Genomic DNA, 25,867 nt, shown 5'->3' with positions numbered 1-25,867 from the left:
AAAAGGAAGACAATGACTACCGTTGCAGTCGTCGGCGCTACCGGCCAGGTCGGCCGTGTGATGCGCTCCATTTTGGAAGAACGCAATTTCCCGGCGGATAAGGTGCGCTTTTTCGCCTCCGCCCGCTCCGCCGGAACCGAGCTGGAATTCCGCGGCGAGCAGATCGAAGTAGAGGACTTGGCCGAGGTCACCGAAGAATCCGTGGCCGATGTCGATATCGCGGTATTTTCCGCGGGCGGGTCCACCTCTGAGAAGTGGGCCCCGGTCTTTGCCGCCGCGGGCGCTACCGTGGTGGATAATTCTTCGGCCTACCGCAAGGACCCGGAGGTCCCGCTCGTGGTATCGGAGGTAAACCCCGAGGAGGCGAAGAACCCGCCGAAGGGCATCATCGCCAACCCGAACTGCACTACCATGGCCGCCATGCCGGTGCTCAAGGTCCTGCACGATGCCGCCGGGCTTAACAAGCTGCACGTATCGTCCTACCAGGCGGTATCCGGATCCGGCCTGGCGGGCGTACAGACGCTGGCCGCGCAGGTTTACAGCGTGGGTGATCACAACGTGGATCTGGTCCACGATGGTTCTGCGCTCGATGATGAGGACCTGGGTCCCTTCGTTGCGCCCATCGCCTATAACGCACTGCCCTTTGCCGGCAACCTCGTCGATGATGGCAGCAATGAGACCAACGAAGAGCAGAAGCTGCGCAATGAATCCCGCAAGATTCTCGGCATGTCGGACCTCAAGGTCGCCGGCACCTGCGTGCGCATTCCCGTCTTCACCGGCCACACCCTGACCATCCACGCGGAGTTCGACAAGCCCATCACCCCCGAGCAGGCCACCGAGCTTCTAAGCGATGCCCCAGGCGTGACGCTTGCCGATGTCCCCACCCCCCTCGCCGCCGCCGGCAAGGACGATTCCTTGGTCGGGCGCATCCGCCAGGACCAGACGGTAGATGACAATAAGGGCCTCGTGCTCGTCGTCTCCGGCGATAACCTGCGCAAGGGCGCTGCGCTTAATACCATTCAGATCGCAGAACTGTTGGTATAGCCGCAAAGCTTTGCCCGGCGCATAAAAATTCGGCTCCTCCTTCCTGTAATGGGAAGCGAGGAGCCGAATTGCGTTTAGTGGCGCTTAAACCTTAGTCTTCGTCTTTCTTGCCAAAGTCCAAGTCACTATCAACGGAAGGTACTTCCGGCTTCGTGTGCTGGACGTAGGTGACGGAAGGCGCGGGCTCTGAACGGTCGTAGTCGAGTTCATCGTCCTCTTCGAGCTCCTCGTGGATATCCTCGGCGAGGTGATCGATGAATTCTTGCGTGTGCATATTAGAGGCCGCGGCTAGCATGCGCAGCTCGCGCTCGTTCTTCTTGGTAAAGCGCTCGCGCGGGTCCAGCTTGCGGGCGACGAGATCGTGGGCGCGCATGCGGCGATCGGATTCATCGGCAAGCATGCCGCGGTTTTTAATGCGGTTATAAACCATCACGACAATCATCAGCAGGCCGAGGTAACCCAGGATGGGGTAGACGTTGCTGACCAGGGACTGGAAGCCGATGAAGGACAGGATGAAGCCGATGATGCAGGATGCTGCATAGACGGGGTAGAAGCGCTGTGGATTATTGCGGGTCAGGCGCTTGCCCAGGGCGTAGAACATACCGATGGCCGTGTTAAAGACCATGCCGTAGATGACGAAGGTCATCAAGATGCCGAGAACTGGGTGGATGCCGGTAATCAGCTTCAACACCGGCATGTCCTCGCCGTTGACGTCCTTGGCCTCGAAGAAGAGGGCGAAGACGAGCAGGGCAAGCAAGATGAGGTAAAGGAAACCACCGATGAGGCCGCCGATGCCCACGGCGCGGTTATCCAGGAAGTTACCGCCGATGACGATGGACATGGACACGGCCGTCATGACGTTCAGGCCGGTGTAGTTCAGGGCAGAAAGCCACCAGTTAGGCAGCGAGGTATTGACGTTATCGATGGCCCAGGTATTCAGGGACGCGAAGTCCACATCGGCCGTGAGGATGGTGTAGCCGGTGGCCAACGCCACGAAGACGATGATGAACGGGGTGATGGTACCGATGACGCGGGTAACGCGGTCCACGTCCATAAGACCCACCAGCAGCACGAGGATCAGCATGACGGTGCCGCCGACCCACACGGGGATGCTGGGGAATTGCTGGTTGATATTGGAGCCACCACCGGCGAACATGACGAAACCGATGGAAAACAGCGTAATAAGCGTGGACCAGTCCAAGATCTTGGCGGTGACTGGTGAAGCGATCTTGTTATAGACAGCGGTGTGCTCCACGGCTTGGAAATAGGAGCCCAGCTGCAGGATGGACACGCCGGTGACCATCATGAGGCCGGCGGCGAGGGCGATGCCCCACAGGCCCCACTCGCCGAAAGCTACGAAGTACTGCATGGCTTCTTGGCCCGAAGCAAAGCCTGCGCCCACAACGATGCCAATAAACGCCATGGAGATTCCGATTGCGCGTTTAATCATGAGGGGAGAAACTCTCTTACTCACACTCGCCGGGCCCGGCTTTGGGAACGCGCGGGCCCGGATCGACGGTCGATTTATCACGTGTGTGTATCTAATAGAATCACATTTCACCCGTGACTTCACAGCTGAAATCGCGTCACTTTAGTATTTTTCTACCCCGCCCAGGGTCCGCATGCGCCCGCTGCGCTGCCCCAAGTACCTGCACGTTGATAAGTATTGTGGCGAAAGTATGCGTCTAGGCGCTCGAACATTCGGGGGTATTAATTTGCGCCCTCAATGAGGTCCTTGCGGGCGCGCGCCACGCGGGAGCGGATGGTGCCAACACGTACCCCGGCGACCTTGGCTGCTTCCTCATAGGTATAGCCCAGCACCTGGGTGAGGATGAGGGCTTCGCGGCGGTCGGCGGGCAGGGCATCGATAAGCGCACGGGCATCAATCCAATCGCTCCAGGAACCGGAGTTTTCCGCGGCGGAGCTCATGGCGTCCTCGTATTGCGTGGCGGACTTGCGGGGCCGGGCCATATCGTGGCGGATATTATCCACCCACACGCGCCGGGCCAGCGAGAGCAGCCAGGTGCGCGCGGAAGAGCGGGCGGCAAAGCGCGGCAAGGCGCCGATGACGCGCAGGTAGGTCTCTTGGGTGAGATCGTCGGCGATTTCGGGGCCGCCCAGGTGGGCGAGCAGGCGCCATACGTCATCCTGCGTGGCCTTGATGAACTCCGTAAGCGCTGCTCGGTCGCCGCGCCCAGCCCGGAGGGCGAGCTCGGTGACGCGGGCGTCGTCTGCTGCGGAGTGGTGTGTCACCTGAATGAATCTACCAGTAGCTCCTGCATTTCTTATCCAAGGTTGCGGTGACTGGGGCATCGGCAAGCGGCATATGTGCGGAAAAAGGTAGCGCAGTGCCGTTATACGTAGTAAGCTATGGGTTGTCCGTGATTGATAATTGACCCCAAATTATCGACTGATTGCCAGGAGGCAAAGACATACCATGACTGATTCCACTGCTGATGACATCCTGAACAAGGGACAGCGTCCCGCAGGTAAGGGCACCACGACCCGCCCGTCCGGCCAGCCCGTGCCGTCCGAGAACACATCCGTGACCGCCGGCCCCCAGGGCCCGGTTGCGCTCAACGATATTCACCTCATTGAAAAGCTCGCCCACTTCAACCGCGAGCGCGTGCCCGAGCGTACCCCGCACGCCAAGGGCCACGGCGCCTACGGTGAGCTGCACATCACCGAAGACGTGTCCGCCTACACCAAGGCCAAGGTCTTCCAGAAGGGCACCGTCACCCCGATGATGGGCCGCTTTTCCACCGTCGCCGGCGAGCAGGGATCCCCGGATACCTGGCGCGACGTGCACGGCTTTGCCCTGCGCTTCTACACCGAAGACGGCAACTTCGACATCGTGGGCAATAACACCCCGGTATTCTTCCTGCGCGATGGCATGAAGTTTCCAGACTTCATCCACTCCCAAAAGCGCCTGGGCTCCAACGGCCTGCGCGATGCCGATATGCAGTGGGATTTCTGGACCCGCAACCCTGAATCCGCCCACCAGGTGACCTACCTGATGGGTGACCGCGGCACCCCGAAGACCACCCGTCACCAAAACGGCTACGGTTCCCACACCTTCCAGTGGGTCAACGAAGATGGCGAGGCCTTCTGGGTGAAGTACCACTTCATCTCCCGCCAGGGCGTAGAGAACTTCACCGATGAAGAGGCCACCGTGGAAGCCGGTAAGAACCCGGATAGCCACCGCGCGGACCTCTACAATGCCATCGAAGAGGGCAACTACCCCATCTGGGACGTCAAGGTGCAGATCATGCCGCTTGCGGAGGCAGAGGACTACCGCTTCAACCCCTTCGATCTGACCAAGGTCTGGTCCAAGAAGGACTACCCGCTGCACGATGTGGGCTATTTTGAGCTCAACCGCAACCCGCGCAACTTCTTCGCCCAGATCGAGCAGGTTGCGCTGGATCCCTCCAATATTGTGCCGGGCGTTGGCCTGTCCCCGGATAAGATGCTGCAGGCTCGCGTCTTTGCCTATGCTGACCAGCAGCGCTACCGCATCGGGCCGAACTACAAGCAGCTGCCGGTCAACCAGCCGCGCAATGCGGAGAAGGTCAATACCTACGAGCACGAGGGTCCCATGCAGTATTTCTACAATGCTCCAGAGGATCCGGTGTACTCGCCCAACCGCCATGCGAAGGGCGCGGGTGTGCTTGACGATGCCTCCGTCAACAACCGCGAGGACCTCGAGACCACCACCGCGGCGGACCTCTACGTGAACCCAGACCCCCACGGTCAGGACTTGGTCCGCGCGCCATACGTGCGCCACGCGGAAGACGATGACTTCGTCCAAGCACGCGACCTGTACGAAAACGTCTATGACGATGCCGCCAAGGAGCGCTTGGTCACCAATATCACCAACGCGATGGCCGGCGTGTCCGAAGAAACCGAAGAGCGCGTGTACCAGTACTGGACCAACGTCCACCCGGACTTGGGTCAGCGCGTGCGCGAGGTCTTCGCTGAAAAGAAGTAGCCCACTACTGCGGTGTACTGCTTCTTAGAGGCGTAAAGCAAAGCCGCCTTCGACCATCCCTGCGTCCTCACCCCACAGTGAGCTGCTGTGAGTTGGGTGGAGTAATTGGTCGAAGGCGGCTTGTGCGTTAGGCGGGATTAATCGCAGCGGCGCATATTGTCTGCAACAAAGCTCGGCGCGCCCTGATTGATCCATTTGTCTACGTCATAGCACGGTGCGGTCAAACCACTATTTGTTTCACCGATGGGTTCAATAGTTGTCCATGCGCCATCGCTAAAACGTGCCCAAGCGGTCCAATCTGTACTGTCTTTGCCAAAATGAGCCCATTCCCCGTCGCAATCCGACACCACAATTTTGCCCATATCGGGCTCTAGAGACGAGAAGGTACTTGGGGAACAATCACCTTTGGCCTGCGTGGTAGTGGTAGTGACTGTTGTCTCCTGTGGTGCAGGTGGCTGTGCAGTAGTTTCTACCGTTTCTACCGGGGAGGTTGTGGGCGAGTCCGTCGTAGTCGCCGTTTGCTCCGTGGAACTTGTAGTGCTGGAGCTGGAGCTGGATTGCGCCACGGCATCAGAAAACTGGGGCTCACTGGAATCGCCAGAGTTATCGGCATCATCGGTGCAGGAGACCAATGCCATGCACAGCGGAAACGCGGCTACGCACGCCAAGGCGCGGGAGTGAGAGAGTTTTAGAGGATTAGACATGTCTTAATAGTAGATTCTCTTTGTAATGCGTGGGGATCGGCGCGCCTGCAGAAAGGGAATGACCTGCAGCGATAGGTTACTAGCATGACCAAACGCCTTGCCTCGACCGCGCCCACCGCGTCCGCGAGTTCCTCGCGGTGGCGCACACTCTTACTGCTCGTATTGCTCGCCGTACCGCTTATCGTTGGTACCGCAGTGGCGGCCTGGTCGCAGTGGGAACCGGCGCATGCGTGGTCGAGCGCCGCGCAGCCTTATGGCGCGCCGCAGGCGAATTCGACCTCGCCAGAGCTTAAGGAAGCCGCCGAGGCCGCCAGCCACGCCCAAGCGCAGGCTAGCATCCTGAAATCTGGCGCGGATCGGTTAAACAAGGGCACCAGTGAGCTGGATAAGGGTGCTGGGGAATTAGGCGAGGGCGTCGAAAAGCTCGCCGGTGGTTCGCAAGAGCTGGTGTCGGGGCTTAACCAGTTGCAGTCAGGGACCAATACCCTCGGCGGTGGGGCGACGGAACTGGCCAATACCGTCGGAGGGGCCGTTGACCAGGTCGTGGGCCTGGGAGCCGTCCAAGGCCAAATCCTAGAAGCCATCGACGGTACGGTGCGCGACCTGAAAGGAAATGATTCCAAGGAAGCGAAACAAGTTCGTTCCCAGCTGGGGGATTTGCGCAAGCAGGTGGAAAACTTCCGCCTCGATGAATCCCTGACTGGGGAGCTGAAGAAGCTGAAGGATGGCTCGCGCGATCTCTCCAATCAGCTGGCGGTAAGCGGTTATGCCTACCACGATGGCATCAACCAGGCCGTGGCAGGTGCGCAACAGCTCAACCAGTCCATAGCGGAGCTCAATAGCCGTGTGGATGAGGCTCTCGATGGGGTGGGCCAGCTTGACGATGGCGCCGGCAAGCTCACCGGCATGGCGGAACAAAACCAATCGAACCTGGGCGCGGTGCAGCGCGCCCTGCCTCCCGCGCACGTGGCCGCGGAGGAAGATGCGCGCCAGCTGAGCCCGGTCATCGCCATGCTCATTTCCGCGCTCGTCCTGCTGGCTGGATCCGCGGCCGGAGTGGCGTGGAAATTGGGATTCCGCCCGTGGCTGATGGTTCTCGGCGGATCGCTGGCAGCGGTGGCTATCGGGGAGATCCTGCTCTTCGTCTTGTCCATCGGCCTTACCCCCATCGCCGCGGTGGCCGCCGGAGGGGCGCTGTTCTTGGGTGCCCTGTCCTCCGCTCTTATCGTGCGTGGCCTGCTCGAACTGTGTGGCATGACCGTAGGATCCATCCTCGCCGCGATCTTTGGCATTGGGCAGACCGCATTGGTGGGGTGGCTGTGGAAATCCGCGGCCATCGCCGGGGTGGACAAGGTGTGGCAGGTAGTAGCTAACCTTTTGCCGCTCAACTGGACAACGGCGGCTGTCACCGTGGCGGGCAACGATGGTGAGGCAGTGGTGCTGTGGACCGGCCTTGCCGTATTGGGCGCTATCACTCTTGTAGGTCTGAGTGCAGTGAAATGGATCGTGCCTGCCAGGAAGAACCCAAAAACAGGCGCTAAAGTATGAAATTGTGTACTTAAATAGGCAAAAGCTTGTATGAAGCTGGCAATATTTGCCATCGCTATGGTTGGAATGCGAGGAGTGTTATTCTTGCTAGTGCTCACACCGTCTACTTAGGGGGTAGGCGAACGGCTTGCGCCGTTGTGAGTGATAGGGAATAGGGGCGACGCGGTGCTGTAGGGGCGCCGCGTCGTTTCCCGTTTTGCCCAAAGCTATTTATCCAGGTCGGCCCAGGGGGATATGTGCGGCTCACGGCAGGAATGTGCGCTACCACACAGCAGTGTTTAACATTAGCTATACGTCCATTGGCTAATGGCGTGCGCCAGGCGGGCGCCAGTGACTTTTGAAGGAGCGCAATGCAGACCTCCCTGGGGCTGACCCTGATGGGACTGGCCATCATCTTTGTGACGGTGGGCATCCTCATCCGCGGCCGCGTTAATCCCATCATCCCCATGACCCTGGTGCCTGTCATCGGCGCTGTGATAACCGGTTTCGGCGTAGAAGATATCGCGGATTTCTTTGGTGAAGGCTTAAGTTCTGTCATCAACGTCGTGGTGATGTTCATCTTCGCCATCATTTTCTTCGGCATTTTGCAGGATGTGGGGCTTTTTACCCCGGTGATCCGCAGCCTCATCAAGGCGACCCGCGGCAATGTCATGGCCGTGACCATAGGCACGGCCGCCATCGGCATCGTGGCACACCTCGATGGATCGGGTTCCACGACCTTCCTTATTACGATTCCCGCATTGCTGCCGCTGTACCGGGCGCTGCACATGTCGCGCTATGTCCTAATTACCATCGTGGCCCTAGCCGCTTCGGTGATGAATATGGTCCCGTGGGGCGGGCCACTGGGGCGTGCCGGTGCGGTGGTTGAGCAAGACCCGAACGATATTTGGCTGCACTTATTGCCCATTCAGGGTGTGGCAGTGGTCCTCATCTTTGCTACTGCCACCCTGTTGGGCTGGCGCGAAAACCGCCGCTTGGCCAAGCTACAGGAAAGCGGCGAGATTAAGGGCACCATCTCTGTGGACGTGAATTCGTTGGCGGATGATTTTTCCGCCAAGCAGGCCGAGGAACAGCAGAAACTCGGGTTTAGGTACCGGAAATCCCGGTGGGTTACCATCGCGAATATCGTCATCGCTTTGGCTGTGCTCGCCGCCCTGCTTTCGGGCCTGCTGCCGCCGGCGCCCGCGTTCCTCATTGCTACCACCATTGCCTTGGTGGTGAACTTCGACGGCGCGATGGAGCAGGGCGATGCCTTGCGGCGTCACGCCCCCAACGCCTTGTCCATGGCCGGAGTGATCATCGCGGCCGCGATGTTTTTGGGCGTGCTCAATGAGACCAAGATGCTAGAAGAAATCGCGCTGAGCCTGGTGAATGTTCTCCCAGAAGGAGTGGCACCGTATTTGCACCTCATCGTGGGATTCTTTGGGGTTCCGCTAGACCTGTTGACCTCCACGGATGCGTATTACTTCTCGGTACTGCCCATCGTGCAGGGCACGGTGGAGTCCTTCGGCGTCAGCGGGATGGGCGCTGCGAGCGCCCTCATTATTGGCAACGTGGTGGGAACCTTCGTCTCCCCATTTTCGCCGGCGCTGTGGCTGGCGCTGGGACTGGCGGACGGTCAGATGGGCAAGTACTTGAAGATAGCCTTCCCCGTCGCATGGGTATTTTCCATCATCCTCGTCGCCATCGCATTCTTTACCGGAATGCTGGCCTAAGTCGCGGGCCCTGGAATCCAAGGGCCCTGCAGACATGGAAAAAGCCCGCAGTTTCCTGCGGGCTATTGTCGGGATAACAGGATTTGAACCTGCGACCTCTTCGTCCCGAACGAAGCGCGCTACCAACCTGCGCCATATCCCGGTCTACTGCTTAAAAGCAGTACTGAGATACTTTAACGCATGGTGAATGAGATCGACAAAACGGCAGGTCTAGTCCGCCTCAGTGATGCTCAGCAGGGTGGCCGAGGGGCGGCAGAATAAACGCACTGGGGCGAATTTGGACGTGCCCAAGCCATTGGAGACGTGCATCTTCATAGGGCCGAAATCATGCAGGCCCTGTGCGCGCGGGCGATCGATGCCGCAGTTGGTCACGATGGCGCGCGACCCAGGTAGGCAAATTTGCCCACCGTGGGTATGACCGGAAAGGGAAAGCTGGTAGCCATCGGCGGCGAATTTTTCGAGCACTCGCGGCTCGGGGGCGTGGAGCAGGGCGAGCGATAGATCGGCATCCTCGTGGGGCGGGCCGGCGATTTCGGAATAATCATCCAAGTCGTGGTGCGGATCGTCCACACCGGCCACGGCGAGGCGGACATTGCCCACCTTGAACTCGTGGCGGGCTTGGTTGCCGTCGTACCAGCCGTGCTCCACGAAGGCCGCGCGCATGCCGCGCCAAGGCAGGTCAACGTAGGAGGGTTCGCGCTTTTTGCCCAGCAGGTACTTAAAGGGGTTGACCGGGCGCGGCGCCCAATAATCATTGGTGCCAAACACGAACACGCCGGGTCGGGCGAGCAGCGGGCCGAGCGCGCGCAGGGTATCGGGCACGGCCTGCTTATCGGAGAGGTTATCGCCAGTATTGACCACGAGGTCTGGCTCCAGTGCATCGAGGGCGGAGACCCAATCGATCTTGGTCTGTTGCCCCGGGATCATGTGCAGGTCAGAAATGTGCAGCAGGCGGAACTCTTCTTCGCCGCGCAGGGTGCCCTTGGGAAGGAGCGGAAGAGTATATTCCTTGAGCTCGAATTTCGTGAGCTCGCTAAAGCCCCAAGCAGCAACACTTAGGCCTGCGGCGACGCCGCCAAGAATCCGTTGAAGTTTCACAGCTTCTACACTACCTGCCTTAAATGGACGTATATTGAAAGGCATGAGCGAGCTAAAAGATACTATCCGAGCAGATCTGAAAACGTCGATGAAGGCCAAGGAAAAGCAGCGCACCAGCGCCATTCGCGCGCTGCTCGCGGCAATCCAGGCCGAGGAAACCACTGGCTCCCGCCATGAGCTGGAGGATGAAGACATCCTCAAGGTCATCGCGCGCGAGATTAAAAAGCGCCGCGAGTCTGCGGAGGTCTATGAAGAAAATGGCCGCCCGGAATTGGCAGAGGCTGAGCTTGTCGATGTCCCCTTCTTCGAGGCCTACCAGCCGCGCCAGCTCGATGATGCGGAGCTTAAGGCATTGGTAGAAGAAGCAATTGCTGAGGTAGAAAAGGAAAACGGTGAAGCACCCACCATGAAGCAGATGGGTGCGGTCATGAAAGTGGCCAATGCAAAAGCCGCCGGCCAGGCCGACGGCAAGCGCCTTTCCGCAGAGGTAAAAGGCCAGCTTAACTAATCTTTAGCGGCCGAGGAGATTGCGGATATCGTTGCGGAAGTTATCGATATCTTCTTGGCGGATTCCAAAGTCCTCTGGGCTGAGGTTTAATCCGCCGCCGTTATTTCCTCCCCAGTTGCTCACACCGGTAGTGTTCGCGCTGCCGGTGTTATTTTGTGCGCCGGTCGTATTCGCACTGCCCACGCCGCTGGAGGGGGATTGGGTGGCAGAGGTGCCATCGGAAAGCTGCAGGGTAATCTCGGCGCCGTCCTTCTTGCCATCCTTCCCGGTAATCGCGCGGACCACTCGGCCGTAGGGGACATCCCCGCCGACGACGCGGGAGGTTTTTACCACATAGCCCTTGGCTTCAAGGGTGCTGCGGGCCTGTGACTCGTTTTTGCCGCGCAAGCTATCGAGCAACTTATCCCCGGTGGTGCCGTCATCGTATTTCTTATTGTAATTGGGCAGACCGCTCTGAGTAGCCTGCGGTAGCTGCGATGCCATGGTGAAAAATGTCTGCGCGGGCTCTAAGCCACCAAAGAGGTTGCCAGCACCGGTGCACTGGCGCACGGGGGAGGTACACAGAGGCTGGGTATCGGTGCCGTCGTTATAAATATAAGGAGCGGCGGCGAGCCCGTCGTTGAATCCCAAAAATGCCGAGGACTGGTTGGACTCGGTGGTACCGGTCTTGGCGGCGATGGGGGAGCTAAAGCCAGCGGCCTGGGCGGCATCCTTAGCGGTGCCCTGCTTGGCATCTTCAGATAGCGCATTGGCCAGGGCGTGGGCCACATCCTGGTCTACCGCCTGCTCACACGGGGTCTCCTTGAGGTAGACCTCATTGCCGTCCTTATCCAGGACCTTGTCAATGGGGTTGGGCTCGCACCACCGGCCATTGGAGGCAATCGTTGCGCCGACATTGGATAGCTCCAGCGGATTTACCGGGTTGGGGCCCAAGGTAAAGGAACCGGAATTGGCGTCCTTCGTGCGCTGCGCGATGGAGGTGTCCTTATCAAAGGTGCCCTTTTCGTCATAGGAGCGCAGGCCAAGGCGCACCGCCATATCTACGATGGGTGCCACGCCAACCTGCTCGGTGAGCTTGATAAATGGCGTATTGGGCGAGTGGGCCAAGGCCTCTTGCAGCGTCATCGTGGCCTTATAATTGCCCGCGTTTTCCACACAGTAGCGGTTGGCGGGGCAGTTATCGGCGCCGCCGTGGCCAAGGCCTTCGGCCTCGTAGCGGGTGGGCACATCCACCGTATTCTTAATGCCGTAGCCAGATTCGAGGGCGGCCGCGGCGGTAAAGGCCTTAAAAACCGAGCCCGCGCCATTGCCCACCAAGGAGTTGGTCTGCGGCAGCAGGGTTTCATTATTGTCCTGGTCCAGCCCGTACGCACGGGACGAGACCATGGCCAGGACCTTGCGGTCCGACGTGCCCGGTTCGATAACGTCCATCACCTCAGCGACGCCCTGGGCATCCGGGTTGGTACGCGACTGCACCGCAGATAGCGCCGTATCCTGCACCTGCGGGTCCAGCGTGGTCTTTACGGTATATCCACCGTGGGCGAGCTGGTCTTGGTCTATGCCCTTTTCCTCGAGGTACTGCAGCACATAATCGCAGAAAAAACCGCGATCATCTGCGCCGATGCAGCCATTGGCCAGGGTATTGGGCTGCTTGCCGACGCCCAATTCTTCCCCCTTATACTCATCCGCATCCGCCTGCTCCAGATAGCCGTTATCCACCATGGATTGGAGCACGACGTTGCGGCGGTCAAGCACCTCTTCCTCATTGGTATAAGGGTTGAGGCGCTCTGAAGACTGCACCATACCCGCCAGCATCGCCGCCTGCGGCACCGTGAGGTCCGCGGCGTGGCTATCAAAGTAGGTCCGCGCGGCGGCTTCCACACCGTAGGCATGGTTACCAAAGGAGACCAGATTGAGGTAATTGGTGAGGATTTCCTGCTTATCCAACTCCTCATTCATCTGCGTTGCCATGCGCATTTCGCGCAGCTTGCGGGTGGCGGACTGCTCTGTCGCAGCAGCCCGTTCTTCATCGTTTTGTGCGGAGACGAGCAGGAGGTAGTTCTTGACGTATTGCTGGTCAATGGTGGATGCGCCCTGAGATACCCCGCCGGAGGTCAGGTTGGTCCACAGAGCGCGGAAATTGCCTTGGAGATCAACGCCGCCGTGCTCGTAAAAGCGCTCGTCTTCAATGGAGACGATGGCGTTTTTCATCGCATCCGAAATCTCGTCACCATCTACGGGGTGGCGGCGTTGGCTATAGACATAGGCCATATCTTTGCCCGAGGCATCCTGCACCGTGGTAACACCAGGGATATTGCCCGCTGTTAGGTCTTGCAGGTCTGATTGCATGGTCTGGTTGGTGCGGGCGATCGCCACGCCGGAAATGCCCGCAAAGGGGGCGAGCGCGAGCGCGATGAGCGCGGCTACCAAGACCGTGGACAGGGCTATCTTGGACAAAGATTTGAAGACAGTCACGCCCAATACCCTACGTGGTCTGCCTAGCAATGGGGAAGGTGACCTGCACCCCCTAAAGTGTGACCTCGTAGACAATCTCGCGTTCTAGTGAATAGACTCAGGCCTCGGTACATAGTATTCCGTCTGGGAAGGAGAACACTCACCCATGACCGTTCGAGTGAAGACTGCGGGGATGTCCAATACAGCCCGAAATCCCGAGCGTGGTGAGTGGGTCACTCAAGCAAAGTGCCGCAATGAGGACCCAGACGCATTATTCGTGCGCGGCGCTGAACAGCGCAAAGCCGCCGTCATTTGCCGCCACTGCCCCGTATTAACGGAATGCCGTGCAGACGCCCTTGATAACCGCGTGGAATTTGGTGTGTGGGGCGGGTTGACCGAGCGCCAGCGCCGCGCGCTCCTGCGCAAGAACCCCCACATCACGGACTGGGCCAATTACCTGGCTAAGGGTGGCGAACTCGTCGGCATTTAAGGCGGTCAGGGGTGTGACTGTCCTTGCAGCGGCGACAGCGCTGCGAAATAGGGGCGGCATAAGTCGTATTAAATCGCTAGAATGAACCCCATGACTAAATGGGAATACGCAACCGCACCAGTACTGACCCACGCCACCAAGCAGATTCTTGACTCTTGGGGCGAAGACGGATGGGAATTGGTCTCCATCACCCCTGGCCCAAACCCGGAGAACGTGGTGGCCTACTTCAAGCGCGAGGTGGCAGAGTAAATGAGCTTTTCCGCTCGCTTGAAAGAGCTAGGGGTGGAGCTGCCGGGCGTCGCTAAGCCGCTGGCTTCCTATGTGCCCGCACTGCGCGTGGGCAACCAGGTATGGACCTCTGGCCAGCTTCCCTTAGTGGAAGGCTCCCTGCCGGTGACCGGCAAGGTTGGTGCTGAAGTCACCACGGAGCAGGCCCAGGACCAGGCCCGCACCGCCGTGCTCAACGCCTTGGCGGCCGTTGATGCGGAGATCGGACTGGATAATATCTCCCGCGTGATCAAGATCGTTGGCTTTGTGGCCTCGGACCCTGGCTACGAGGACCAGCCCGCGGTGGTTAACGGGGCATCGGATTTCATCGGGGAGGTATTCGGCGAGGCTGGCACGCACGCGCGTTCTGCAGTCGGCGTAGCTGCCTTGCCAAAGAATGCCCCGGTGGAGATCGAATTGATCGTAGAGATCGCTGAGTGATCGGTTAGGCTGGTAGGCATGGAGCACCCCGCATACAGTCAATTGCGTCCCGTAAGCCAATCCGTTGGCGTAGTTCTTTGTGATAATCCCAGCTATACCGCCCTCGAGGGCACGAATACCTGGATTATCAGTGCCGCTGAAGACTCTCGGTCGATCGTCGTAGACCCGGGGCCGGAAGATGAAGGCCATCTCAACGTTGTGCATCGCCATGCCGGTGAGGTGGCTTTAATTCTGCTTACCCACCGCCACGATGACCACGCTTCGGGCGCGCAACGGCTTCGGCAGATGACCGGCGCGCCCATCCGCGCCTTCGATCCCAGCTATTGCAATGGCGCGGAGGCATTGCAGAATGGTGAAATTCTGACTTTGGAAGGCATCACCCCGCAATTGGAGGTCCTGCACACGCCGGGCCACACCGCGGACTCCACGTCCTTCTTCGTGTGGAGCGGTGAGGTAGAAAATTCCCGGCTAGAAGGCATTATCACCGGCGATACCATCGCGGGGCGCCACACCGTTTTGCTTTCAGAAACGGACGGTGATTTGGCCGATTACCTGCATACCCTGGATGTGCTGGAATCTCGCGGCAAGGATGTTCCGCTCTTCCCAGGCCACGGGCCGGATTTGGAAGATACCTCGCAGGTGGCGCGCAAGTACATTGACCGCCGCCACTACCGCCTAGACCAGATCCGGGAAATTCGCTCCCGGCTGGGCGATGACGTGGATCTGACCACCTTGGTCAATGAAATGTATGACGATGTGGATCCGGTGCTGCGCCATGCCGCAGAGCAGTCCACGCGCACCGCGTTGAAGTACCTCGACGGTACGGATAACTAACGCGCTGCGCGGCAGGCAGCCGGCTTAAAACGTTTATTCCCTCCACCCCTAGTGCTTATGCACGGGGGACGGAGGGAATTGTTTGGCTTTAGCGCGCGCGGCGGGCGAGGTGCTCGGTATCGACGATGAGCACGGACTTGCCCTCGAGGCGAATCCAGCCGCGGTGGGCGAAGGTGGCTAGGGCCTTGTTGACGGTCTCGCGGGAAGCGCCCACCAACTGGGCAATCTCTTCCTGGGTGAGATCGTGGTTGACGCGCAGCGCGCTGCCTTCCTGGACACCGAAGCGGTTAGCCAGCTGCAGCAGGGTCTTGGCAACGCGGCCAGGCACGTCGGTGAAGATGAGGTCCGCCAGGTTGGCGTTGGTGCGGCGCAGGCGGCGGGCCAGCACGCGCAGCAGCTGCTGGGCGATGGCGGGGTGATCGCTGACCCACTTATCCAGCAGCTCGGAGTTCATGGTGGCGGCTTGGACCTCGGTCACGCAGACGGCAGACGAGGTGCGAGGGCCCGGATCGAAGATGGAGAGCTCACCGAACATATCGGAGGGGCCCATCACGGTCAGGAGGTTTTCGCGTCCATCCGGGGCGTGGCGGGCCAGCTTAATCTTGCCGGAGGTGATGATATACAAACGGTCACCGGGCTCGCCTTCATCGAAGATGGTGGTACCGCGCGGGAAGCGCACTGTCTCCATCTGCTCGAGAAGATTCTGCACTGCTACGGGATCAACGCCTTGGAAGATTCCGGCGCGGGAGAGGGTGTCCTGTACGCCTTCCACGTTTTACTCCTTGGATGTCGACTGCGAAAAGTCACTAAAGTGCTTGGGCCACATCCTTTTGCGGGCTCCAGGGAGGCACGCTAATGCGGAACAAGCGGGGTCAATTTTTAGCGTACCCCATTTTACAGTGCAGTTAGTCACTTTTGGGCACTGTCCCCATAATGGTCACACGACAGAAATGGGTTCACTTACGCCCCTAGCGTTACAGCCAGCGGGTTTCCGGCTAATCGGCGAAGACAACTGCTTCCAATTTTTCCATGAGGAGGGCGAAAAGGGCGATGCCAAGCGGTACAAAAATAACAAGTGAAATCATGTATTCCTATCCTACTAAGCTTGGCGGCATGAGTTCATCACTGTCGGCCACCGCGGCCCCGAGTAAGAGAGCGCCCATCATTAACGAGCGATTGGCAAGCGAACACCCCGATGCGCGGTGCGAGCTCGATTTCGATTCTCCCCTCCAGCTTTTGGTGGCCACGGTGCTTTCCGCGCAGTGCACGGATGCGCGCGTGAACTCGGTAACCCCTGAGCTGTTTCGCGCCTATCCCACCGCGGCCGATTTTGCGGCAGCCAGCCGGGAGGATCTGGAGGCGATCCTGCGGCCGCTGGGGTTTCAGCGGGCGAAGGCGGGGCATCTCATGGGTATCGGCGAGCGCCTAGTTTCTGAGTTCGATGGCGAGGTGCCACAGACCGTAAAGGAACTGACCTCCCTGCCTGGGGTGGGCCGCAAGACGGCGCTGGTGGTGCTGGGCGATGCCTTCGGGGTACCGGGCCTTACCGTGGATACACACTTTAGCCGCCTGATGCAGCGCCTGGAGCTGACGGGGGAGAAGACGCCGGTGAAGATAGAAAGGGACATCGCCAAGCTCATTGCAGAGGAACAGTGGACGATGTTTTCCCACCGCGTCATTTTTCACGGCCGGCGGATCTGCCATGCCCGGAACCCGGAGTGTGGGAATTGTGTGGTGCGGGATCTGTGCCCGGCTGCATTAAGCTAGCGGTATGAAAAAATACGTCTTCGGCACCGTCATTGCGGCCATTGTCATCGCAGCCCTCGTGGTGGTGGGGGTCATGCAGCTGCGTGGGGATGACAACAGCACGGGCGATTCGGCGCAGGCCCCTGGCGCGGGATCGGAATCGGGCTCGGCGGGTGACCAGGACGTGGCCGAACGCCCAGATTGCCCCGCAGGGCCCATCGCCGGAGTGGATCTGGAATGCTTGGGCGGCGATGATGCACGCGAAGGGGACAAGGCGGATGAAGGCATTACCATCGCCAATGTGTGGGCGTGGTGGTGCGAGCCGTGCCGCGCGGAATTGCCCCACCTGGACGAGGTGGCAAAGTCCCACCCTGACTGGAAGGTCGTTGGGGTGCACGCGGATAAAAACGCCGCCAACGGGGCCGCGTTCCTCAATGACGTGGGGGTAGACCTGCCGAGCTTCCAGGATCCGGATAATAGCTTCGCGGGCACGCTGGGCCTGCCGGGCGTGGTTCCCGTGACCGTGATTCTCCGCGATGGGGAAGTGGTTAAGCAGGCAGCCCAGCCGTTTACCTCGGCGGCCGAAATCGAAAAAACGGTTGAGGAGGCGCTCGCCGGATGAGTGAATTATGGCCCGAGTACGCACCCGAGTGGATAAAACCCGCGCTGGGCGTCGATCCGAGTCAGGTGCAGGAACTTATTGGGCAGCGGCAAGCATCGCAGCTCAATGGCTCAGAGGAAGAGGTGCCAACCAAGCGGGAAGCCGCGGTGCTGATGCTGCTTAGCGGGAACAGTGTGGAGGATGGCGAAATTTTGCTTACGCACCGCTCGCCGTCCCTGCGCTCGCATTCCGGTCAGATTGCCTTTCCTGGCGGCCGGCGGGATCCGGGCGATACCTCGCTGGTAGATACCGCCCTGCGGGAGGCGTGGGAGGAAACCGATCTGCAGCGCCACACGGTCACGCCCTTAGAGCAGTGGGAACAGCTGCACATTCGCGCCACGGGGAATCCGGTAAGCCCCATCCTGGCCCATTGGAACCAGCCGGGCGAAGTCTATCCCGCTAGCCCGGCGGAGACCGATGATGTGTTCTTCGTCCCGCTCGGGGAGCTCATTGACCCCCGCAACCGCCTGCTGGTGGGATTTAAGCAGTGGCAAGGCCCGGCGTTTTATGCCAATGACTACGTGATTTGGGGCTTTACTGCCGGAGTTCTGTCAGCATTATTGGAGCATTCTGGGTGGAGCGTACCGTGGGATAACAATTCGGTCATAGACCTGCGTGACACCCTCAAAAAGTCCCGCAATAATGAGAAGATGTCCTAATTGCCCGCGCGCTTAAGGTGCCGGAGGACGCACGAGATTTCGATCGAGAAAGAACCAAAGCCATGACTGCTGCGCTCGTTGTTGACGGCCTGATCGTGCTTGCCGTATTAGCAGCATTGCTAAGTGGTTGGCGCAATGGCGCGCTCGCCGCGGTGCTCTCCGCCATTGGCGTGGGCGCGGGCCTCGTGGTGGGCATCGCCGTAGCACCCAGCGTATTGCGCACAGTGGAGGAGCCTTCGCTGCGCCTGCTCCTGCTCGTGGGCATCCTAGTTTTGCTGGTGGGTATTGGGCAGATCATTGGTTCCTCCTTGGGCACCAGCATGCGCGATCGCATGAAGGCGCGCACCACCCAGCGGAAAGATTCGCTATTCGGCGCGGTCTTTCAGTCCTTCATCGCGCTCATCGTCATCTGGATGATTTCCATTCCCGTGGCCACCAATTTGGGCGGATCCGCGGGGCAGGGGCTGCGCGATTCCCGCATCCTGAGCAACCTCAACGCGGCCGCCCCGACGCGCCTGGCTTCCCTTCCCAATGGCGTGGCGGCGTTGCTCAATGAATCGGGGCTTCCGCCCTTGGTCTCGCCGTGGGAAAATTCCATCAGCGGCAAGGACGTTGAGGACCCCGCCCCAGACGTGCAGGATCCGGAGCTGGTGCGCAGCATCCGCCCGTCCATCATTCACGTGCTTGGCGATGCCGAAGAGTGCTCCCGCCGCCTCATGGGTTCCGGTTTTGTGGTGGACAATGACTATGTGGTCACCAATGCCCACGTGGTGGCCGGCACCCAAACGGTGAGGTTGGATACGAAGCTGGGGCTGAAAGACGCCACGGTGGTCTACTACAACCCAGAGGTCGACATCGCCGTCTTGCACGCGCCGGATTTGGGCATCCAACCCCTGCCGTGGGCGCAGCAGCCGGCCCAGACCGGCGACGATGCCATGGTCATGGGCTTCCCACACTCCGGCCCCTTTAATGCGGAAATGGCACGCGTGCGCGATCGCATCACCATCGCCGGGCCAGATATCTACTCCCAAGGCAGGGTAGAGCGCGATTCCTATACGGTGCGCGGCAATATCCAACAGGGCAACTCTGGCGGCCCCTTGGTCAATACCGCGGGTGAGGTCTTGGGCGTTATCTTCGGTGCCTCAGTGGATGATTCTGAGACCGGATACGCGTTGACCGCAGACGAGGTCATCGGCCACATTGGGGATGTCACCCAATTGAAGCGCCCGGTAGAAACGGGCGAGTGCGTGGCGCACTAGCTTTCGTACTAGAGATCCGCGTAGGGCAATCCGCCCTACGCGCCCCACACGCCGCCCTACGCGCCCTACGCGTCGAGCCAGCGGCGCAGCTCGTCGACGAACTGTTCAGGGGCCTCGAGGAAGGGCAGGTTCTTGGCCCCTGGAATCGAAGTGGCGCTAAAACCAGCGCGGGCGCGCAGGGAGGCCCGCTGGATGACGGGGTTCCACAAGCGCTGCTGGGCGTGGATGAAAAGGACGGGGCGTTTTACGCTTAATTCGGACCAGTTCAAGGGCACCACGGCGGTGCGCATCCGATGATTCCACAGGATGCCGCGGCGTACCTTGCCAATCTGGGAGGCGCGCAGGCGCAGGGCAAGGATGGACTCTAGGGTGGCATCGGCAAGCGCGGGCCCCGTATCCAGGCTGAGCTCCTTGCGGTAGGCCCGGGGACTGAGCAGCAAGGTATTCGCGCGGGTGACCTTTGGCAGGTGGCAGAGCAGGGAACGCAGGATCATCCACCCAAAATCCCAGGGGCGCGCGGCGATGGCGCGGCGGATATCCACGGGGTGCGCGGCCGAGACCGAGACCAAGCCGCGCACGCGATTGGGGCGCTCGGCGGCCAGGCACCACGCCACCGCGCCACCAGTATCGGCGCCGACGATATAGGCATCATCGTGGCCCAATGCCTGAATGAGGCCATCCAGATCCCCGACCAAGGTGCGGATATCCTGGCCGGGATCGATGGGCGGCTTATCGGACATGCCAAAGCCGCGCATATCCACCGCGGCGACGTGGTACCCGCACTGGGCGAGGGGCCCGATGACCTCCTGAAAATCGAACCAGCCGCCAAAAGCTCCGTGAATAAAAACGACGAGGGGATCGGCGCTATCGCCCGCTATGGCCACGTGCAGGCGGATGCCCCGAGTGTGGACAAACTCGTGCGCAAAGGGTCCTTCCAGCTCAACCGTGGAGGGGGGAAGTGGTGCTAAGGCCATGGAGGGCAAGGCGCCTTTCTATGTGTACAGAAAATCCGCCCCAGGAAAGGCTGAGGCGGATCTAATGGTGCGTGCGGTTTAGGTGTACAGGCCGTGAGTGTCCTTGCGGTCCAGCGACTTCTGCGCCTTGCCCGGAATCAGGTTCTTGAGTTCCTTGGTGGAATCTATGGTCTTTTGCGGTGCCTTGACCTTCTTGACATTCTTGACGCCGAGCAGGGCGAGGGCACCGGCCGCGACGATCATCACGAGGAAGACGATCAGGAAGGCAGCCCAGCGGTCCAGCCAGAGGGCGAGGAGCTCAGCGAGGAAGAAGAAAAAGAAGAAGGAGCTGTACAGCGCGATGGTGCCCGCCGCGCCGAAGAAGCCGGCGCCGATGCCGCCCTTCTTGGCGGACTCCGCCAGCTCCGTCTTGGCCAGCTCTACCTCAGAGCGCACGAGCTGGGACATCTGCTCGGTGGCATTGGAGACCAACTTGCCGATGGAGGTTTCGGAGGACGATGCATCAACATCGCTCAAAGGAATCGAATTAACCTTTGGTGCGAATTGATCGGTGCCGTCAGTAAATAATCCATCGTTGCTCACGATTAATTCTCCTCGTTTTCATCTAAACCTTGTAACGGCCCCAATGATAATAGATACAGCGCGGTTTTATGGTGCCGCGCCAGTCACAGGGGGCGTTCGGGGCTCGGGGCGTCTAGGGCTATCCTAATGTATATGCCAGAAAATGACGCGTTATCCCCGCTATTTCGCCTCCCGGGGGTGAAAGAAGGTGCGGAAAAAGCCGCGGGCTCCATCGCGCGCGCCCACCGCAGGCCGGCTGGGCTGCGCAGGTATGAGGTCATCTCGGCGGAGTCCTTGATGCGGGGCGCGCGCGCCAGCGTGGCCTTGGATGGGCATGCCATCCCCCCGCACCCTGGCCCGGGCGATGTGGAAAGCGGTCCGCTCGCCGGCGCGGTCAGCGCGTATTCCGTGGCGGCACCTGAGGTGGTGGATTCTACCGTCCGCTCCTTTGCCCGCGCGCCGCTGCAGGTGCTCGCACGCATCGACGTCGCCGCTGGTGGAACTGGGATTCCCAGCGGCGATAGTGCGCGCTTGCAGGGCTTGGCGCGCCTGATTGCGCAGGGCAGTGGCCCCGCATTCCGCGATCTCTTACCAAGCGTCGTGCATGCCGAAATCGCGGCAGGCGAATTCTTCGGCCCGCGCAGCGGTGTCGTAGCGCGCGTTGCGGCCCGCCTTGCCGCTATTCATACCGGCTTTGATCCCCGCGGGTTCGCCGTGCCAGAGGTGTATTTCCACCGCCATTCCAAGGACTACCGCGAGTGCCGCGCGAACTACCGCGACAGGCCCGGTGAGGTGGTGCTTTTTCACCTCTCAGCCTGGGCGGCAGGCGGTAAAGAAGCCGATGCCATCGCCCGCGCGGCCTAGCCGTATCCTCGTATTCGGTAGGCGGTGAACATCCATTCGGCGCAGGTCAGCGCCGTGCAGGTAGATTATTTTTCTTAGCTGTTGTGATCGGGTAATGAACGTGTCATAATAATCGGTGCAAGGCCCCGATATACTGTGTGGCCTGCCCCGGCTCGCCCCCCGAGGCCGGGTTACTGACGGCCCGCGCGCACCCCCCGATGCGCGGGCCGTCACCTATATCTACGGTTATCCACAAGGATTTGTTGGAAATTCAACTAACTGAGCGCTAAGTGGTGGCTTTCGCCCGCTTATCCACAGGCGGGAAGTCCCGTCCCTAGTGCAGGTGGCGCGGGTGCTTCAGGCTAGGGAGCATGAACACAGCACACTCTCGCTCCACCATCGTCGTTGCCATAGGTGAGGAAGCCTTGCGCGCTGAGGCGGTTCATGCCGCCGCCGCGACCAGCCACGAGGTCATCACGGCAACCGATCCCCGCGATATCCCGCGCAGCCTCCCCGGAGCCTATACGGTCTTGGTCGACGCGCTCATGGCGCGCGTTATAGCCTCGGCCCAAGCCGCGCAGACCGCTCCCGCTCCGGTGCTTTTCCTCGCCGCGGACCCGGGGCCCATCGATTATGAGGCAGCGCTTGCCTGCCATGCGGACCGCGCCTTTATTATCCCCGCGGAGATTAAAGAGCTGCTGGCGGCTATTGCCCAGGCAGCGCACCCGCCGGAAGATCGCCCCGGTAGCGCTACCATCGCGGTGGTGGGCGCCAGCGGTGGGGTAGGCACCTCCACCTTTGCCGCAGCCCTTTCGCGTTCCCACTGCACGGCGAGTGAGCAGGCGCGGGCGCTGCTTATCGATGCCACCGCGCACTCCGGCGGCCTCGATCTCCTCCTCGGCGTGGAAACCGCGCCAGGTGCCCGCTGGCCGGAGCTCAACATTGGCGATGGCAGCATCGATGCCGCCGACCTTTACCGCGCCTTGCCTTCTACCGCCGATGGCATAGCGGTGCTATCCGCAGCGCGCAGCACGGTGAAAGACACCTTCACACTAGATGCCACGCTTCTGGCGGCGGCGACGTCTGCGGCGCACGCAGGCGAGGGCCTGTGCGTTGTGGATTGCACGGCGGAAAATATCCCGGCTGCCTGCACGCACGTGGTGTTGGTGGTGGCTGCGGAGGTGCGATCGGCAGCGGCGGCCGCACAACTCATCCTGCGCATGGATGAGGCCCGGCGCGACATCGTGGTGGTGCTGCGCCAACGGCAGTGGGCGGCGCTGAGCGCGCCGGAGGTAGAAGACATTATCCACCACCGGGTCAGTGCCCAATTGCCTACCGTGCGCGGGCTAACCCGCAGCATCGAGATCGGCGGACTCCCGGCCCGACTTCCCGCGGCTTTGGCCAAAACCGCCACTGCGGTGCGCGAGGAGGTAGGGGTATGAGCGCAGCGATGGATAGTTCGACCGAAACCATGGAAAAGACCATGGAGAAGATGCAGCGGCTCATTGCTGCCGAACCAGGTCTGGTGCACGACGCCTCTAGCTTGGCCCGGCGGATCCGCGAGGAAGCGGGGGTTATCAGTGACGTTGCCGTAGTGGATCTGCTTCGGCGCCTGCGCCAGGACGCCACCGGCATGGGGCCACTGGATGCCTTATTGGCCCGGCAGGGCGTGACCGATGTCGTGGTCAACGGGCCCGAAGACGTCTTTATGGACCGCGGCGAGGGGCTAGAGCGCAGCGATATCACCTTTCGCAACGATGGGGAGGTGCGCCAGCTCGCTTCCCGGTTGGCGGCGGCCTCGGGCACGCGGCTTGATGATGCCCAGCCTTTTGCCGATGGCCGCGTCACGCGCCCCGATGGCGTCGTGCTCCGCGTGCACGCCCTTTTAAGCCCACCCGCCGTGGGCGGAACGTGCATTAGCCTGCGTGTATTGCGCCAGGCACAGACCACCCTGCCACAGTTGGTGGCCAATGGCACCGTGCCCGAAGACATTCGCCAGCTGCTTGCCGCGATGGTGGACAAGCGGGTGTCCTTCCTCGTCATTGGCGGCACCGGTTCCGGCAAGACGACGCTGCTCTCGGCGCTTTTAGGGACCGTATCTGAGCGCGAGCGCATCGTGGTCATCGAAGATACGGCGGAGCTTTCACCCCACCACCCGCATTGCGTGAGCATCGTCTCGCGTCGGGCAAACGCGGAAGGCAGCGGGGAAATCACCATGGCGCAATTGCTGCGGCAGGCGCTGCGCATGCGCCCGGACCGCATCGTCGTCGGTGAAATTCGCGGCCCAGAGGTAGTCGATCTCCTCGCCGCGCTGAATACGGGACACGATGGTGGCGCGGGCACCTTGCACGCCAATTCCCTCTTTGAGGTACCCGCCCGCATGGAGGCCCTCGGCGCGCTCGGCGGCCTGGACCGCAGCGCCCTGCACTCGCAATTAGCGGCCGCCGTCAACGTGGTGCTGACCATGGAGCGCACGCCACATGGCCGGCGCCTGGCCCATATCGGCGTCTTAGAGGGCAATCCGGTCACCCCGCGCATTGTCTGGAGCGCAACCGAGGGCCCCGCGCCTGGCTTCGCGGAATTCTCGGCTGCGTTGCTGGATGAACCGCACGAAGAAGCAGGGGGTCAGACGGATGCTTAGCTTCTTATTGCTCGCCGCAGCTCTCTTGCTGTCTGCGCCCTCGAGCGCGGCCCGCATTGCTGGCAAGGGCAGCCGGATAAAGGCCAGCTCCTTAGTCATTTTGGGCGCCGTATTCTGTGGCAGCTTGGTCTTCTTCTCGGTCGGGCGGATGAGCATTGCGGTTGCGGCAGCGATCATCGCCTGGTGCGTGTCGTGGTATATCAAGGACATCATGGCCGCCCGCGCGCGCCGGCGCGGCCGCGAAGCCCTAGCCGGATACTTTGGGGTCGTCACCGCTGACCTGCGCGCCGGGGCAACCCTTGCAAGCGCGCTATCGCGCGGGGCGGAGTCCCTTCCCGCGACGACGCCGCGGGATATGATCGCAGCCTTAGAATCCACCGCTACCGCCGCTGCGCGCGGTGCGCCCCCACACGTGGCGCTCTCTGGCGCCCATGCGGATGCAGAACTTACCCGGCTGGGACACCTGCTCGAATTATCGACACAGCACGGCATCGCGGTGGCCAGCCTCTTTGAGCAGGCCCAAAGCCGGATGGATGCGCTGCGCCGCCACCACCAATCCACCGCGGCCGGCCTGCAAGGGCCCCAAGCTACGGCCACGGTCTTGGCCTGCCTGCCCATTGCGGGCATCGCCATGGGTGGGGCGATGGGGGCCAATTCGCTGGGCTTCTTGCTCGGCGGGGGATTAGGCGGAATCCTGCTGGTCATCGGGGTGGGGCTTGCCTGCGGCGGCTTTGCCTGGTCCCGCGTCATTATCAGGAAGGCGGCACCATGATGGCCTTTATCTGCTTAGCGCTGGCTGTGCTCGTCGGGTTGCCGGCCACCAAAGGGCGGCTGGGACCTGCTACGGCACAAAACGCAGCGCAGCACACGGCGAAGACCCCGCGCGCCGGCCCAAGAAAGCGCGATGGCGCAACAGCGCGCGGGGGATTGATGAGCAAACTCCAGCCCTCTACCACCGTGGATCCACTCCTCGTGGCCGGGGATATCGAACTTTTCGCAGCTTGCCTGAGTGCGGGCCTGACGGTGCACGCGGCTGCTACGGCAGTCGCGCGCACGGCAGAGGCCGATTCCCAGCACCTGTGGGAGACGGTATCCGCGCTCCTAGGGGTTGGCGTACCCACGGAATCTGCATGGGACCACATGAAAGGCCATGCGGGACTAGAGGACGTGGCGGGGCTTGTCATCTTATCGGGCCAATCCGGCGCCACCATAGCCGCCGGATGCACGCGAATCTGTACTTCTTTGCGCGCCGAAGCATCTGCTCACGCTACGGCTAAAGCAGAGCGTGCAGGAGTATTCATTGCCCTCCCGCTGGCGGTGTGCTTCCTGCCAGCATTCATCGTTCTAGGCCTCGCGCCCGTAGTGATCAGCTTGGGTGCGCAGCTTTTCTAGATACACCACCTTTCACTTCTACTCAACCACCACACCTTTT

26 protein-coding genes and 1 tRNA gene are annotated in these 25,867 nt (G+C 61.0%); 19 read left to right on the top strand and 8 right to left on the bottom strand.

All coding sequences use genetic code 11. The features are described 5' to 3' along the window. Positions 1-12: 12 nt before the first annotated feature. On the top strand, positions 13-1,044 hold the full coding sequence (locus QP970_RS09295; protein ID WP_239268957.1) for an aspartate-semialdehyde dehydrogenase: 1,032 nt from the start codon (positions 13-15) through the stop codon (positions 1,042-1,044). Positions 1,045-1,135: 91 nt separating this feature from the next. Here the strand turns inward: QP970_RS09295 and QP970_RS09290 are convergent, their stop codons facing one another. Next, positions 1,136-2,494 carry a YkvI family membrane protein gene (locus tag QP970_RS09290; RefSeq protein WP_239268955.1) on the bottom strand — a complete coding sequence of 453 codons (1,359 nt, stop codon included), beginning with the start codon at positions 2,492-2,494 and terminating at the stop codon, positions 1,136-1,138. Positions 2,495-2,754: 260 nt separating this feature from the next. Then, positions 2,755-3,297 carry an RNA polymerase sigma factor gene (locus QP970_RS09285; protein ID WP_284869872.1) on the bottom strand — a complete coding sequence of 181 codons (543 nt, stop codon included), beginning with the start codon at positions 3,295-3,297 and terminating at the stop codon, positions 2,755-2,757. Positions 3,298-3,481: 184 nt separating this feature from the next. Here QP970_RS09285 and QP970_RS09280 point away from each other — a divergent pair, with 184 nt between their 5' ends. The 4 genes from QP970_RS09280 (at position 3,482) to QP970_RS09265 (ending at position 8,999) form a co-directional block, all read left to right on the top strand. Beyond that, on the top strand, positions 3,482-5,032 hold the full coding sequence (locus QP970_RS09280) for a catalase (RefSeq protein ID WP_239268953.1): 1,551 nt from the start codon (positions 3,482-3,484) through the stop codon (positions 5,030-5,032). A 426-nt stretch (positions 5,033-5,458) separates the two neighbouring features. Continuing rightward, positions 5,459-5,713, top strand: a complete 255-nt coding sequence (locus QP970_RS09275) for a hypothetical protein (protein WP_239268952.1) — start codon at positions 5,459-5,461, stop codon at positions 5,711-5,713. A gap of 107 nt (positions 5,714-5,820) precedes the next feature. Beyond that, the gene (locus QP970_RS09270; protein WP_239268950.1) at positions 5,821-7,284 is read left to right on the top strand and encodes a YhgE/Pip domain-containing protein; all 1,464 of its coding nucleotides are present in this window, start codon (positions 5,821-5,823) and stop codon (positions 7,282-7,284) included. Between the two features lie 350 nt (positions 7,285-7,634). After that, entirely contained in the window at positions 7,635-8,999 is a 1,365-nt protein-coding gene (locus tag QP970_RS09265; RefSeq protein ID WP_239268948.1) for a CitMHS family transporter, read from the top strand. Positions 9,000-9,067: 68 nt separating this feature from the next. On the opposite strand, the gene QP970_RS09260 is transcribed toward QP970_RS09265, so the two are convergent. Continuing rightward, positions 9,068-9,141, bottom strand: a tRNA-Pro gene (locus QP970_RS09260). A 68-nt stretch (positions 9,142-9,209) separates the two neighbouring features. Beyond that, complete coding sequence (locus QP970_RS09255) at positions 9,210-10,097, bottom strand: metallophosphoesterase (RefSeq protein ID WP_239268946.1); 888 nt, start codon at positions 10,095-10,097, stop codon at positions 9,210-9,212. A 43-nt stretch (positions 10,098-10,140) separates the two neighbouring features. Here QP970_RS09255 and QP970_RS09250 point away from each other — a divergent pair, with 43 nt between their 5' ends. Further along, on the top strand, positions 10,141-10,605 hold the full coding sequence (locus tag QP970_RS09250; protein WP_005276488.1) for a GatB/YqeY domain-containing protein: 465 nt from the start codon (positions 10,141-10,143) through the stop codon (positions 10,603-10,605). Positions 10,606-10,608: 3 nt separating this feature from the next. Here QP970_RS09250 and QP970_RS09245 read toward each other — a convergent pair whose 3' ends face one another. Further along, positions 10,609-13,080, bottom strand: a complete 2,472-nt coding sequence (locus QP970_RS09245) for a transglycosylase domain-containing protein (protein ID WP_239275261.1) — start codon at positions 13,078-13,080, stop codon at positions 10,609-10,611. 145 nt (positions 13,081-13,225) lie between these two features. On the opposite strand from QP970_RS09245, the gene QP970_RS09240 reads away from it, so the two are divergent. From QP970_RS09240 to QP970_RS09225, 4 genes are all read left to right on the top strand, one after another. After that, positions 13,226-13,549, top strand: a complete 324-nt coding sequence (locus QP970_RS09240; protein ID WP_005276491.1) for a WhiB family transcriptional regulator — start codon at positions 13,226-13,228, stop codon at positions 13,547-13,549. 90 nt (positions 13,550-13,639) lie between these two features. Next, on the top strand, positions 13,640-13,798 hold the full coding sequence (gene sp36, locus QP970_RS09235; protein WP_126318073.1) for a Sp36 family protein: 159 nt from the start codon (positions 13,640-13,642) through the stop codon (positions 13,796-13,798). Then, positions 13,799-14,257 (top strand): RidA family protein, encoded by a 459-nt coding sequence (locus QP970_RS09230; protein WP_239268942.1) that lies wholly within the window; start codon positions 13,799-13,801, stop codon positions 14,255-14,257. It begins immediately after the preceding gene. 18 nt (positions 14,258-14,275) lie between these two features. After that, positions 14,276-15,091, top strand: coding sequence for an MBL fold metallo-hydrolase (locus tag QP970_RS09225; protein ID WP_239268940.1), 816 nt, complete (start codon positions 14,276-14,278; stop codon positions 15,089-15,091). Positions 15,092-15,179: 88 nt separating this feature from the next. Here the strand turns inward: QP970_RS09225 and glxR are convergent, their stop codons facing one another. Beyond that, positions 15,180-15,863 carry a CRP-like cAMP-activated global transcriptional regulator GlxR gene (glxR, locus tag QP970_RS09220; RefSeq protein WP_005276495.1) on the bottom strand — a complete coding sequence of 228 codons (684 nt, stop codon included), beginning with the start codon at positions 15,861-15,863 and terminating at the stop codon, positions 15,180-15,182. A gap of 341 nt (positions 15,864-16,204) precedes the next feature. On the opposite strand from glxR, the gene nth reads away from it, so the two are divergent. The 4 genes from nth to QP970_RS09200 all read left to right on the top strand — a co-directional run bounded on the left by nth (position 16,205) and on the right by QP970_RS09200 (position 19,416). Beyond that, positions 16,205-16,858: an endonuclease III gene (nth, locus tag QP970_RS09215; RefSeq protein WP_239268938.1), complete on the top strand. Its 654-nt coding sequence runs from the start codon at positions 16,205-16,207 to the stop codon at positions 16,856-16,858. Between the two features lie 4 nt (positions 16,859-16,862). Next, positions 16,863-17,459 (top strand): TlpA family protein disulfide reductase, encoded by a 597-nt coding sequence (locus QP970_RS09210; protein WP_239268936.1) that lies wholly within the window; start codon positions 16,863-16,865, stop codon positions 17,457-17,459. Further along, positions 17,456-18,157: an NUDIX hydrolase gene (locus tag QP970_RS09205; protein WP_239268934.1), complete on the top strand. Its 702-nt coding sequence runs from the start codon at positions 17,456-17,458 to the stop codon at positions 18,155-18,157. Before QP970_RS09210 ends, QP970_RS09205 begins: the two co-directional genes overlap by 4 nt. Positions 18,158-18,219: 62 nt before the next feature. Beyond that, positions 18,220-19,416 (top strand): MarP family serine protease, encoded by a 1,197-nt coding sequence (locus QP970_RS09200; protein WP_284869871.1) that lies wholly within the window; start codon positions 18,220-18,222, stop codon positions 19,414-19,416. Positions 19,417-19,481: 65 nt separating this feature from the next. Here QP970_RS09200 and QP970_RS09195 read toward each other — a convergent pair whose 3' ends face one another. Together QP970_RS09195 and QP970_RS09190 are read right to left on the bottom strand one after the other, a co-directional pair. Further along, entirely contained in the window at positions 19,482-20,390 is a 909-nt protein-coding gene (locus QP970_RS09195) for an alpha/beta fold hydrolase (protein WP_284849736.1), read from the bottom strand. A 78-nt stretch (positions 20,391-20,468) separates the two neighbouring features. Then, on the bottom strand, positions 20,469-20,972 hold the full coding sequence (locus QP970_RS09190) for a phage holin family protein (RefSeq protein ID WP_023025036.1): 504 nt from the start codon (positions 20,970-20,972) through the stop codon (positions 20,469-20,471). Between the two features lie 126 nt (positions 20,973-21,098). Between QP970_RS09190 and QP970_RS09185 the strand changes: the two genes are divergently transcribed. From QP970_RS09185 to QP970_RS09165, 5 genes are all read left to right on the top strand, one after another. Beyond that, positions 21,099-21,815 (top strand): oxidoreductase, encoded by a 717-nt coding sequence (locus QP970_RS09185; RefSeq protein ID WP_284849735.1) that lies wholly within the window; start codon positions 21,099-21,101, stop codon positions 21,813-21,815. Between the two features lie 350 nt (positions 21,816-22,165). Beyond that, a complete protein-coding gene (ssd, locus tag QP970_RS09180) occupies positions 22,166-23,236 on the top strand; it encodes a septum site-determining protein Ssd (protein ID WP_284849734.1) in 1,071 nt (356 codons plus the stop codon). Beyond that, positions 23,233-24,435, top strand: coding sequence for a TadA family conjugal transfer-associated ATPase (locus QP970_RS09175; RefSeq protein WP_284849733.1), 1,203 nt, complete (start codon positions 23,233-23,235; stop codon positions 24,433-24,435). The genes ssd and QP970_RS09175 overlap by 4 nt, the downstream gene beginning before the upstream one ends. Beyond that, positions 24,428-25,207 carry a type II secretion system F family protein gene (locus QP970_RS09170; protein WP_284849732.1) on the top strand — a complete coding sequence of 260 codons (780 nt, stop codon included), beginning with the start codon at positions 24,428-24,430 and terminating at the stop codon, positions 25,205-25,207. Before QP970_RS09175 ends, QP970_RS09170 begins: the two co-directional genes overlap by 8 nt. Further along, entirely contained in the window at positions 25,204-25,827 is a 624-nt protein-coding gene (locus QP970_RS09165) for a type II secretion system F family protein (RefSeq protein WP_284849731.1), read from the top strand. The genes QP970_RS09170 and QP970_RS09165 overlap by 4 nt, the downstream gene beginning before the upstream one ends. The last annotated feature ends 40 nt before the right edge of the window (positions 25,828-25,867 follow it).

This window comes from Corynebacterium sp. MSK073, assembly GCF_030232085.1.
Taxonomy (GTDB): domain Bacteria; phylum Actinomycetota; class Actinomycetes; order Mycobacteriales; family Mycobacteriaceae; genus Corynebacterium.
Note: the sequence above shows the minus strand (reverse complement) of the source record. Positions and strands in the feature narration are given on the sequence as shown.